We start from the raw sequence: 11,194 nt of genomic DNA on the forward strand, positions 1-11,194 counted from the left end.
GCGTTTCCGCGCACGGCCCGGCGGCTCAGCCGTGGGCCCCGGGGCGGCGCGGGAGCACGACGCTCGCCCCGATGGAGACCGCCAGGGTCAGCACCACCACCGCGAGGGTCAACCAGACCGGCAGCTTGCCCACCGGCGTCTCGGCGAGGATCAGCTTCAGCCCCGCGAAGGCGAGCAGCAAGGCCAGCCCGTAGCGCAGGTAGCCGAAGTGTCGCAGCAGGCCGGCCAGGCAGAAGTAGAGGCTGCGCAGCCCCAGGACGGCGAACGCGGTGGCCGACCAGACCAGGAAGGTGTTGGTGGTGATGGCGAGGATCGCCGCCACCGAGTCGATGGCGAAGACCACGTCGGTGGCCTCGATGGCGACGAGCGCCACCAGCAGCAGCGTCGCCACGCGCCGGCCTGCCACCCGGGCGGTGAACCGGTCGCCGTGGTACCGGGCGTCGGTGGGCACCAGCCGGCGGAACAGCCGGACCACGACGTTGCGTTCCGGGTCGACGTCCGGCTTCCCGCGTACGGCCAGCCGCCAGCCGGTCCAGATCAGGAAGGCGCCCAGCACGAACCCGGCCCAGGCGAGCCGGTCCAGCAGCTCGGCGCCGGCGAAGATGAACAGCAGGCGGAAGACGAGCGCCCCCACGACGCCCCAGAACAGCACCTTGTGCTGGTAACCCGGCGGCACCTGGAAGTAGCCGAAGAGCAGGGCGAAGACGAACACGTTGTCCACCGAGAGCGCCTTCTCCAGCAGGTAGCCGGAGAAGTACGCGATGGCCGGGTCGCCGCCGAGGCCCCACCACACGACCAACCCGAACAGCAGGCCAGCGCCGATCCAGACGGCGCTCCACACCAGCGCCTCGCGGAGCTCGATGACGTGGTTGTCCCGGTGCAGGAGCACGTCCACGGCGAGCATCACCGCGATCACCGCGCCGACCGCCGCCCAGGCCCACAGCGGGACCGCGACCGTCGCCTCAGCCACCGACGCCCTCCGCATCGACCACGGTGCACCCGCCCGCTACCCCGCCGGCCGGCCGTTCCGAGCCTAGGGGAACGACCGACCCGCCGTCCGCGCTCCGACGGGTACCTCACCCGCCAGTGCGGCCCAGCCCTCGTCCGGTTGCCGGACAGGACCGGAGGGGGGTCCAACGTCCCGGGTCGTTGCGGTCTGTCGGCCCTGCCACCGACGGCGCCGTGAGCGTCCACTGGAGATGCCACCGGGAAGCGCGGTGCGAAGCTGAGAAGGGACGTGGAGACCATGACTGCGACGATCGGGCGGGTCACCGCCACAAACACCGCTCCGAACGCCGGCAACGCTGAGAAGCGACCTGTCCGGTACCTCCTGGCCGGCATCCGTCTGGCGCTCGGCTGGATCTTCCTCTGGGCCTTCGTCGACAAGGTGTTCGGCCTCGGAATGGCCACCGAGTCGAAGGGCGCGTGGATCAACGGGGGCAGCCCCACCAAGGGCTTTCTGACCTTCGGCGTGACGGGCCCGTTCACGGACGTCTACACCGGGATCGCCGGCGCGGCCTGGGCGGACTGGCTCTTCATGGCCGGACTGGCCGGGATCGGCGCCGCTCTTCTGCTCGGTGTCGCCATGCGGGTCGCCGCCGTGGCCGGTGGACTGCTGCTGGTCCTGATGTGGACCGCCGTCCTGCCTCCGGAGAACAACCCCTTCGTGGACGATCACCTGATCTACGCCGCGGTGCTGGCGGTCCTGGCGCTGGTCAATGCCGGCGACACCTGGGGCCTAGGCCGGGTATGGGCGAGGCTGCCGATAGTCCACCGGCTGCCCTGGCTCCGCTGACCCACCGCAACACCCCCGAGGACGGGCGTCACCCAAACCGGTGACGCCCGTCCCCCCGTCCCCCTCCCCCCGTCCCGCCGATCTTGCGCTTCCTGCCCCGACGAAAGGTGCGATTCTTCGCACTTCGGCGACCGAAAGTGCAAGATCGGCGAGGGGGTGGCGGGGCGGGGAGCGGGTCTGCCGCACATCGGTGAGGGGTGATCCGGCAGGATCGACGGTGACCGGACACATCACCCAGCACGGCAGGAGACCCCGCATGAACCAGGCAGCAGGCGCCCGATCGGGCAAGCCCGAGGTGGGTCCGATCGAGGGTGCGCCGCCGGCCGACCTCGTGGTCGAGGACATCACCGTGGGAGACGGCCCGCAGGCCGAGCCCGGCCAGCTGGCCAGCGTGCACTACGTCGGCGTGTCGCACTCCACCGGCGGCGAGTTCGACTCGTCGTGGAACCGGGGCGAGGCGTTCGAGTTCCCGCTCGGCGGCGGTCAGGTCATCGCCGGCTGGGACCAGGGTGTCGTCGGCATGCGTGTCGGCGGCCGGCGCCGCCTCACCATCCCGCCACACCTGGGGTACGGCGACCGCGGCGCGGCCGGCGTCATCAAGCCGGGCGAGACGCTGGTCTTCATCGTCGACCTGCTCGGCGTGCGCTGACCGATTCCCGGGGGTCGTCGGCTCACGCCGGCGACCCCAGCGCGCGCTCGGCCCACGCCGGCGACCCCAGCGCGGGCTCGGGCCCACGCCAGCGACCCCAGCGCGGGCTCGGCCTAGGTCAGGCGGCCAGCTGCAGGTGTGCGGTCGCGCCCACCGGGCGACGCGCGGCCTCAACCACCCGGGCCGGCTCCAGAATTGACATCACCCGGTGCAGACCGGTGGCACGCAGCACCCGCGCCACCACCGGGCTCGGGTCGACCAGGACGAGCTCGCCACCGCAGGCCCGGACGCGCAGATGCGCGGCGAGCAGAGTGCGGACACCGGCGGCGGAGAGCAGCCGCAGCTCGGACAGCTCCAGCTGGAGCACCGGGCGGGCAGGCGCGGACCACAACGCGGACCGGAACGCGGCCACGGTGGCGATGTCGACCTCGCCGGCCACCCGCATGACGACCACCTGATCACCCACGCTGACCTGCACGTCGAGGCGGTCGCTGTGCTCTCCCATGCCCAGAAATCTAGCCGCCACCACCGACAGTTTCGCCCCTCCGCGGAGTGATTCCGGGTACGCCCAGGGTCATACCCCGAGGCGCCCCTCATCCCCCTCGGGGTGGAGGCCGGGGGCAGCGGCGTGGGCGACCCCGAAACGCCTGCCCGGGTCATGATCCACTCCAGGTCGCCGACATCGGGGCATCCAGGTCAGCGGAACACCCCCACCTCGCCGATACGGTGTTGATCACGCCCGTCGGCACGCCGCCTGAGCGACGATTCGGGGACGGCCGGCACCGGCGGTGGAGAATAGGCCGATGCTGATCCCTCGGCCCCGACCACCCCGGCTGATCCGCCCCGTCCGCGAGCCGGCAACCGTTCCGCCCGCGCTGGCCGGGGCGTGGGCACCCGACGACTGCCGGCTCGACCACGCTGAGTTGCTGCCCCTCCCCGAGGGTGCCGTCGGCCCGGAGGACGTGCTGGTCGACGGCGCCGGCCGGGTCATCAGCGGGGACGAGGACGGGCGGCTCTGGTGGTGGCCGGCCGACGCGCCGGCCGGCACCCGACCCCGGCTGCTGGGCGAGACCGGGGGCCGGCCGCTCGGCATCGAGTTGGACCCGTCCGGCGAGGCTCTCATCGTTTGCGACGCGTACCGCGGGTTGCTGCGGGTCACGCCCGACGGCGCGGTACGCGAACTGACCGGGACGGCGCCCCCGGTGCACCTGGCCAACAACGCGACGGTGGGCCGTGACGGCACCATCTACTTCACCGACAGCTCCGACCGGTTCCCGGTCTCGCACTGGAAGCGGGACCTGCTGGAGCACCGCCCCAACGGTCGGGTGCTCGCCCATCATCCGGGCAGCGGCCGCACCGAGGTGGTGGCCGACGGGCTCTACTTCCCCAACGGAATCGCGCTGACCCCGGACGAGTCGGCGCTGATGCTGGTGGAGACCAGCACCCACCGCCTGCTCCGCGTAGAGCTGAGCGGCGGCGTCCGGATCCTCGCCGACCTGCCCGCGTACCCGGACAATCTCGCCGCCGTGGGCGACGGGACGTACTGGATCGCGCTGCCCAGCCCCCGGGTGCCGATCGCCGAGCGGTTGCTGCCGCACCCGCGACTGCGCCAGGTCGCCGCGCTGCTGCCGGACGCGATGCAGCCGCAGCCACGCCGGTACGGGCTGGTCGCGCTGGTCGATGGCACGGGCGCGGTCCGCCGTACGCTGCACGGCCCGACCGGGCACTACTGGATGATCACCGGGGTACGCCAGCACGGCGATCAACTCTGGTTGGGCAGCCTGATCGGGCCCGGGGTGGCCCGCGTACCGCTGGACTGAACGCCCGGGGTGCCACGGACGCCGAACCGATCGCTGGCAGCTCAGCAGGGCGGCGCTCGGCGTGTCGCGTCGCCCGGATGCCAGCGATCGGTTCGCTGGCAGCCAGGAGCCGGCCCGCCGCGGTGGCGGGCCGGCTCCGAAGGCCGGACTCAGCGGCCGCTGACCGAGGGCGCCGGGGCGGGTGACCCGCCGGCCACCGCGCCCGGGTGCGCCGGGCCGACCGGCGCGGGTTTGAGTCCGGGCGGCACCGGCAGGGCGCTGCCCCGGGCGAACTCGTCCCAGCTCACGTTCCACGCGGTCCAGCCGTTGCCCGGTTGCAGCTCCACCTCGGTGCCCTTGACGGTGACCAGGTCACCGACCTGGGTCACCCCCATCAACCAGTCGGCCGCGGTGGCGGAGACGTTCGCGCAGCCGTGTGAGACGTTGGTGTTGCCCTGGTCCCCCTCCGACCAGGGGGCGGAATGGATGAACTCGCCACCCCAGGTGTAGCGCTGGGCGTCGTCGACGTCGACCACGTACCCACCGTTGGGCTCACCCCGGGTGTCGAAGGTGGTCCGCTCGTGCTTCTCCATGATCACCATCTTGCCGCTGGAGCTCGGCGTGCTCGGCTTACCCAGGCTGACCGGGATCCGGCGGACCTGCTTGCCGTCGCGCAGCACCGTCATCTGCTTGGTGGCGTTGTCGATCTCCAGCGAGACCTGGCGTCCGATCTTGGAGGTCGCGGTCCGCTCGGCGTCGCCGACCCGGTCCTTCCCGATCGGCAGACCCTGCAGGCCGGCCCGGACGCTGACCGTGGTCCCCGGCTTCCAGAAATCGGGCGCCCGGTAATAGACCTGACTTCCGTCCTCGAGCCACGACCAGGTGCCCGGCTGCGGGGGATTCGTCTTCACGAACAACCGCCGCTGGACATCCGCTCTGGCCCCTTTTGGAATTGCCGGGTCGAACGCGACGGTTACCGGCATCGCCGTGCCGTACGTCCGATTGCCGACGAAATACAGCGTGCTGGTGATCTGCGGTTTGGTCGATTTCGCCATCGTGGTGAAGGTGGTGGTGCGAGTGGTGGTGGCACCCGAGTCACCGGTCGCGGTCACCTCCGCGGTGTACGTCCGTCGCGGTTGCAGCGGCGCGCTCGGCACCCAACCCGAGCCGTCCTCGCGCGGTTCGGCGTTCACCTGCTTGCCCTTGTCGTCGGTGAGGCGTACGCCGGTAACCCGTCCGCCCTTGACCACGGTGCCCACCTCGGCGCTGACCGGGACGTCCCGGGCCTTGTCCCCCGGCGTCACGGCGAGCTCCGGGCCGGCGACGTGTTTCTTGGCCGAACCAGTCGCCGACTCCCGGTCGGCGGTGCATCCACCCAGGACGAGTGGTGCGGCTGCGATGGTTACCGCCAACAGCGTCAATCGCCGCCTAGACGTCATGTTCAGTCCCCCCGTTTTCGACTTCCCTCTGCCACATCCTCGCTTCTTCGACAGGGGCGTCCACGGCATTCGGAAATAATCGTCGGCGCATTTACCGACGCATTTTCCCGCAATGCTCCACTTGGCAGAACAGGGGTTCAAGCGGCCTCTCTCACGTCCTCTGCTCCACTTCGGCGCGCGCGACACCGGCTGTCCGGATACCAGGCCCCCGGTGGCGCCGCCTGGGACGAAGCCGAGCGACGGCGGCACGCCCCGGGATCGCCGCCCCGGCGGAGATCGGGCACAGCCAGGCGACTGCGGCGGAGGTAGTGGGCCGCAGCCGGTGGCGCACGGCGGGGGCGGACTTTTGTCGACTGGAGCGAAACTTCTGCCGCCCGCGACGAAGCTTTGCCTTCGTCCGGGGGCAAGGGTAGGGTCACGATCCAGATAGAGGGTTGCCCATTTGTCGATCAGTTTGCCGCCACCCCTGCCGGGTCGCCGCGTTCCGCTCCCGATGGGGCTGGGCCGCACCCGCACGCCGTCCCTCACCGTCCAGCCGAAGCCCGTCTCCGGCCGGTTCGGCGCGCCCGGGCGACGGCAGCCAGGTCGACGGCGACCAGGTCGACTGCCGCCGACGGCGTACCTGCCGTCAGGAAGGGACCACCACCATGGATCAACAGATAAATCGACCAGAGCCAGCACTGGCGTCCGAGCCGGTCAGCCGGCGTGGAGTGCTGCGCGCCGCGACCGTCTCGGCCGCCGCCGTCGGCGCCGCCGGCCTGCTCGCCAGCCCGGCCACCGCCGGGCCCGTCGGGCAGTCCCAGGGCCGGCGTCGGGTGCCGGTCGACCGGATCAGCATCCAGCTCTACACGCTGCGCGATCAGCTCGCCGCCGACCTGCCCGGCACCCTGGACGCGTTGCGCCGGATCGGCTACCGGCGCGTGGAGCACGCCGGTTTCGTCGGACGCACCGCCGCGCAGTTCCGGGCCGCGCTGAACGAGGCCGGCCTGCGCTCCACCTCCGGGCACACCGGCATCCCGCAGCCCTTCGACGACGCCACCTGGGAGCGCGCCCTCGCCGACGCGAACATCCTGGGCAGCAAGAAGATCGTCCACCCGTACTTCGGTCGGGACGCCAACGGCCAGGCGATCCGGGACCCAGCCGTCTACCGTGCCCTGGCCCGGGACCTGAACCGCGCCGGTCGGCTCGCCGAGCGCGCCGGGCTCGACTTCGGCTACCACAACCACCAATTGGAGTTCACGCCGTTGACCGACGGCTCGACCGGCTTCGAGATCCTCACCGGGCAGACCGACCCGCGCCTGGTCCACTTCGAGCTCGACCTCTACTGGACCTGGCGGGGCGCGCACGACCCGATCGACGTGATCCGGGCCAACCGCGGCCGAATCCGCCAGGTGCACGTCAAGGACCTCGACGTCGAAGGTGGTTTCGCCGACCTCGGTGACGGCCTCATCGACTTCGGCCGGATCTTCGCCCACGAGCGGGAGGCCGGCATCGAGGAGTACATCGTGGAGCGCGACGACGCAGGCACCTCGCCACGCTCCCCCGCCGACGCCCTGGACACCGCCCGGGTCGGCTTCGACTTTCTCGCTTCACTCCGGTACTGAAACCACCTCGGGGGACGACCTGATGAACAGGACCGCATTCGTGTCCGCCCTGCTGCTGGTGACGGCCGGCCTGGCCGTACCACCATCGGCGGCGGCAGCCGCGCCCGCGCCGGCCGCGCCGCCGGACAGCAGCTTCCAGAAAGTGACACTGAACGACTTCCCGGGCGAGCCGATGAGCCTCGCCGTCCTGCCCGACCTGCGGGTGCTGCACACCTCCCGTACCGGCGAGGTCCGCATCCACGACCCGCGCACCGGGCTGAACACCCTCGCTGCCGACGTCCCGGTCTACGAGCACGACGAGGAGGGGCTGCAGGGGGTCGCCATCGACCCGAACTTCGCCCAGAACAAGTGGGTATACCTCTACTACTCGCTGCCGTTGGACACGCCGGTGGACGACCCGGCCACCCCGGACGTCAACGAGGGCGACGCGCCACTGGTCGGCACCGAAGCCGACTGGCAGCGGTTCAAGGGCGCGCTGCGGCTGTCCCGGTTCAAGCTGGAGGGGATGAAGCTCAACCTCACCACCGAGCAGAAGATCATCGACGTGCCCACCGACCGGGGCATCTGCTGCCACGTCGGCGGCCAGATCGACTTCGACGGCAAGGGCAACCTGTACCTGTCGACCGGTGACGACACGAACCCGTTCTTCTCCGACGGTTTCATCCCGATCGACGAGCGGGCCGACCGTAACCCCGCGTTCGACGCCCAGCGCACCTCGGCCAACACCAACGACCTGCGCGGCAAGCTGCTGCGCATCCGGGTGAAGCCCGGTGGTGGCTACACGGTGCCGGCGGGCAACCTGTTCAAGCCGGGCACGGCGCAGACCCGCCCGGAGATCTACGCGATGGGGCTGCGCAACGCGTTCCGGTTCGCCGTCGACCGGCGTACCGACAACGTGTACCTGGCCGACTACTCCCCGGACGCGTCCTCGTCGAACCCCGAGCGCGGGCCGGCCGGGCACGGCCGGTGGATGCTCATCGACAAGCCAGCCAACTACGGCTGGCCTTACTGCGTGACGCCGACGATCGCCTACCGCGACTACGACTTCGCCACCGGCACGTCCGGTCCGAAGTTCAACTGCAAGCGCCCGGTCAACGACTCACCCCACAACACGGGCAAGCGGCAACTGCCGCCGGTCGAGCAGCCGGAGGTCTGGTACCCGTCCGCCGCGTCGGGTGAGTTCCCGCAGCTCGGCACCGGCGGTATCGGTCCGATGGGTGGCCCGGCGTACGACTACGACGGGACCAGCACGTCGCGGACCCGGTGGCCGGCCTACTACGACGGGGTGCCGCTGTTCTACGAGTGGACCCGGGACTACATCAAGGAGTTCCGCCTCGACGAGGACGGCGACGTGAAGGACATCCGGTCGGTGGTGCCATCGGTGGTGGTGGACAACCCGATGGACCTGGAGTTCGGCCCGGACGGCGCGCTCTACGTGCTGGAGTACGGCGATGGCTACTTCGCCGAGAACCCGGACGCCCAGTTGTCCCGGATCGACTTCGTCCGCGGCAACCGGACGCCGATCCCGAAGATCAGCGCTGACCCGACCGTCGGGCAGGCTCCGCTGACCGTCGCGTTCTCCAGCGCCGGCACCACCGACCCGGACGGTGACGCGCTGCGCTACGCGTGGGACTTCAACGCGGACGGCTCGGTGGACAGCACCGCTGCGAACCCGACCTGGACGTTCCAGGAAAACGGCTCGTACACGCCGACGGTGAAGGTGACCGACCGCACCGGACGGTCGGCGGCGGCGACCCTGCCGCTGGTGGTGGGGCCAACGGCGCCCATCGTCGAATTCGTCACCCCGGTGGCCGGGCAGCCGTTCCAGTTCGGGCAGACCGTCGCGTACGAGGTGAAGGTCACCGACGATCTGCCGGTGGACTGCTCCCGGGTGACGGTCACCTACGTGCTCGGTCACGATGAGCACGGGCACCCGCTCTCCACGTCAAGCGGGTGCTCCGGAAGCATCGTCACCTTCCTGGACGGCGGGCACAGCGGCGCGGACAACCTGACCGGGGTCTTCGTCGCCGAATACACCGACACGGGCGTACCGGCACAGTCCGGCTCGGACACGGTGGTGCTGGACCCGACGCCGGTGGCCGGTCTGGCCGGCTGACCAGTTCACCATGACAGCGGCGGCGGCCGGGACACTCCGGCCGCCGCCGCTCGTCGTTGCGCCCCGCCCGTCGCGGGTGCCGGCCGCGGCTCAGCTCCAGTCGCTGTCGACGTGGTTGTCCCGCCAGCGTCCGCCCACCGGTGGGGTGTCCAGCCGCATCCCGTCGTCGGCGTTGCCGGCGAGGTCGTTGTCCTCGACCCGGCAGTCCACACAACTGCCCCGCTCGGTGATCCACAGCCCGTGCGTCTGGCTCTGGTCGTCGTTGCCGTCCCAGATCCGGTTGCCCCGGATGGTGGCCGAGTCGAACGGCGCTTCGATGGTGATACCGGCCCGCCGCTGTGGTGCGGCAGACAGTTCGTATCCGCATCCCGGTGGAGGGACGTCCCCGCTCCACGCGCTGAACGCGTCGGGGCGGACCGGGGCGAGGGTGAGTTCGTCGCCGGTGTTCGAGGCCACCAGGGCAACGGATCGCCCGACCCGTAGGACCTTGCCCCGGTGCCCGTCGTGTGGCCAGTTGGCCGACCGGTCCACCAGGCTCCGCTCCCCGTAGTGGACGGCATCACCGCTGCCGCCCGCGCCCTGGGCGCACTGCCGCCCGTTGTTGCGGATCCGGTTGTTGAGCAGCACCGCGTCGGTCATCTGGTGGTCGATCCGGATCGCGTCGAGCCCGTTGCCCCAGAGCTCGTTGCTCTCGATCACGACGTCGCGGATCGAGCCCTGGTAGCCGCGCCCGAGGTCGAGCGCGTGATAGCCGTGCCGGCCGTTGCCGCTGATCCGGTTGCCCCGGACGGTGTACGGGCCGGGGCTGTTGCCGATCCTGACGCCGTCGCGCAGGTTGCCGTCGATGACGCAGTCGGTGAGCAGCCCACCCCGGCCGGCCACCGACGAGGTGCCCTGCGCCGACACGTCGAAGCCGGTCTCCAGGTTGCTGGTCATCGTGCAGGCGGAGACGATCAGCCCGTCGGCGCCCCAGTCGGAGATGCCGAACCGGTTGCCCTGGCTGTGGCAGCCGACGATGCGGTAGCCGCGCGGCTGTTCCCAGTAGTCCTTCTGCAGCTCCAGGAAGATCCCGTTGGTGCCGTTGGCCAGCGCGGTGCAGTTGGCGATGGTCAGCCGCTCCTCGGCGCCCCAGCCGCCGATGCCGACCCCGATGCCGGCGCCACCGATCTGCTCGCCGTTGTCCAGCCTGCCGCAGCCGACCACCACCACCCCGTCGATGAGGGAGTCCTGAAGGAAGTCGCAGCCCAGGCCGGTGGCCGCGGTGTGGTGGATGTAGAGGTTGCGGAACACGCCGCGCACCACGTACTGGAGGCCGAGCCCCTTGGCCAGGTAGCTGTACTCGGCCATCGCCACGCCGGAGCCGTCGATCTGGAAGTCGGAGAAGGTGCAGTCGGCGATGTGCCGGTCGCGGTCGGCGCCGTGCTGCACGGTCGTCCAGAAGGCCAACGGAGTCGGGTCGGCCCGGTTGCCCTCGTTGCTGAGCATGAACCGGGTCGCCGCCGGACCGGCCCCGACCAGTGACACGCCGCTGCGCCACACCGTGCCGGCATCGCGGATCGAGTAGATGCCCGGCGGGCAGTAGATGACCCGGGCCCGCCCGTCCGCGGCGTAGCCGGCGCCGAGGCGGTCCACGAGGGCGGCCAACGCTGGCTGGTCATTTGTCGCGCCGTCGCCGGTCAGCCCGTACTCCCGGGCGTCGCAGTAGAGCGGGGCGCCGGCCGAGGCGGGCCGTCGTACCCGGACCGAGTTCAGTAGCAGCTCGTTCGCCACGGCCACGGGCCGGCTCCCTTCG

9 protein-coding genes are annotated in these 11,194 nt (G+C 71.1%); 5 read left to right on the forward strand and 4 right to left on the reverse strand.

The window, feature by feature from the left end:
* Positions 1–25: 25 nt before the first annotated feature.
* A complete protein-coding gene (locus tag HNR20_RS31540; protein WP_184187613.1) occupies positions 26–985 on the reverse strand; it encodes a TerC family protein in 960 nt (319 codons plus the stop codon).
* A gap of 252 nt (positions 986–1,237) precedes the next feature.
* On the opposite strand from HNR20_RS31540, the gene HNR20_RS31545 reads away from it, so the two are divergent.
* Both HNR20_RS31545 and HNR20_RS31550 read left to right on the forward strand, forming a co-directional pair.
* Positions 1,238–1,795 (forward strand): hypothetical protein, encoded by a 558-nt coding sequence (locus tag HNR20_RS31545; RefSeq protein ID WP_229687417.1) that lies wholly within the window; start codon positions 1,238–1,240, stop codon positions 1,793–1,795.
* A 256-nt stretch (positions 1,796–2,051) separates the two neighbouring features.
* Positions 2,052–2,444: an FKBP-type peptidyl-prolyl cis-trans isomerase gene (locus tag HNR20_RS31550; RefSeq protein ID WP_184187617.1), complete on the forward strand. Its 393-nt coding sequence runs from the start codon at positions 2,052–2,054 to the stop codon at positions 2,442–2,444.
* A 118-nt stretch (positions 2,445–2,562) separates the two neighbouring features.
* On the opposite strand, the gene HNR20_RS31555 is transcribed toward HNR20_RS31550, so the two are convergent.
* The gene (locus HNR20_RS31555; protein ID WP_184187619.1) at positions 2,563–2,949 is read right to left on the reverse strand and encodes an STAS domain-containing protein; all 387 of its coding nucleotides are present in this window, start codon (positions 2,947–2,949) and stop codon (positions 2,563–2,565) included.
* Between the two features lie 298 nt (positions 2,950–3,247).
* On the opposite strand from HNR20_RS31555, the gene HNR20_RS31560 reads away from it, so the two are divergent.
* Positions 3,248–4,264 (forward strand): SMP-30/gluconolactonase/LRE family protein, encoded by a 1,017-nt coding sequence (locus tag HNR20_RS31560; RefSeq protein WP_184187621.1) that lies wholly within the window; start codon positions 3,248–3,250, stop codon positions 4,262–4,264.
* 149 nt (positions 4,265–4,413) lie between these two features.
* Here HNR20_RS31560 and HNR20_RS31565 read toward each other — a convergent pair whose 3' ends face one another.
* Positions 4,414–5,682: a L,D-transpeptidase gene (locus tag HNR20_RS31565; RefSeq protein WP_184187623.1), complete on the reverse strand. Its 1,269-nt coding sequence runs from the start codon at positions 5,680–5,682 to the stop codon at positions 4,414–4,416.
* Between the two features lie 647 nt (positions 5,683–6,329).
* Here HNR20_RS31565 and HNR20_RS31570 point away from each other — a divergent pair.
* Together HNR20_RS31570 and HNR20_RS31575 are read left to right on the forward strand one after the other, a co-directional pair.
* Positions 6,330–7,286: a sugar phosphate isomerase/epimerase family protein gene (locus HNR20_RS31570; RefSeq protein WP_184187626.1), complete on the forward strand. Its 957-nt coding sequence runs from the start codon at positions 6,330–6,332 to the stop codon at positions 7,284–7,286.
* Positions 7,287–7,308: 22 nt separating this feature from the next.
* Positions 7,309–9,402: a PQQ-dependent sugar dehydrogenase gene (locus HNR20_RS31575; protein ID WP_184187629.1), complete on the forward strand. Its 2,094-nt coding sequence runs from the start codon at positions 7,309–7,311 to the stop codon at positions 9,400–9,402.
* Between the two features lie 90 nt (positions 9,403–9,492).
* On the opposite strand, the gene HNR20_RS31580 is transcribed toward HNR20_RS31575, so the two are convergent.
* A complete protein-coding gene (locus tag HNR20_RS31580) occupies positions 9,493–11,172 on the reverse strand; it encodes a right-handed parallel beta-helix repeat-containing protein (protein WP_229687439.1) in 1,680 nt (559 codons plus the stop codon).
* Positions 11,173–11,194 lie beyond the last annotated feature (22 nt).

It is taken from the genome of Micromonospora parathelypteridis (assembly GCF_014201145.1).
GTDB classification, from domain to species: Bacteria; Actinomycetota; Actinomycetes; order Mycobacteriales; family Micromonosporaceae; genus Micromonospora; species Micromonospora parathelypteridis.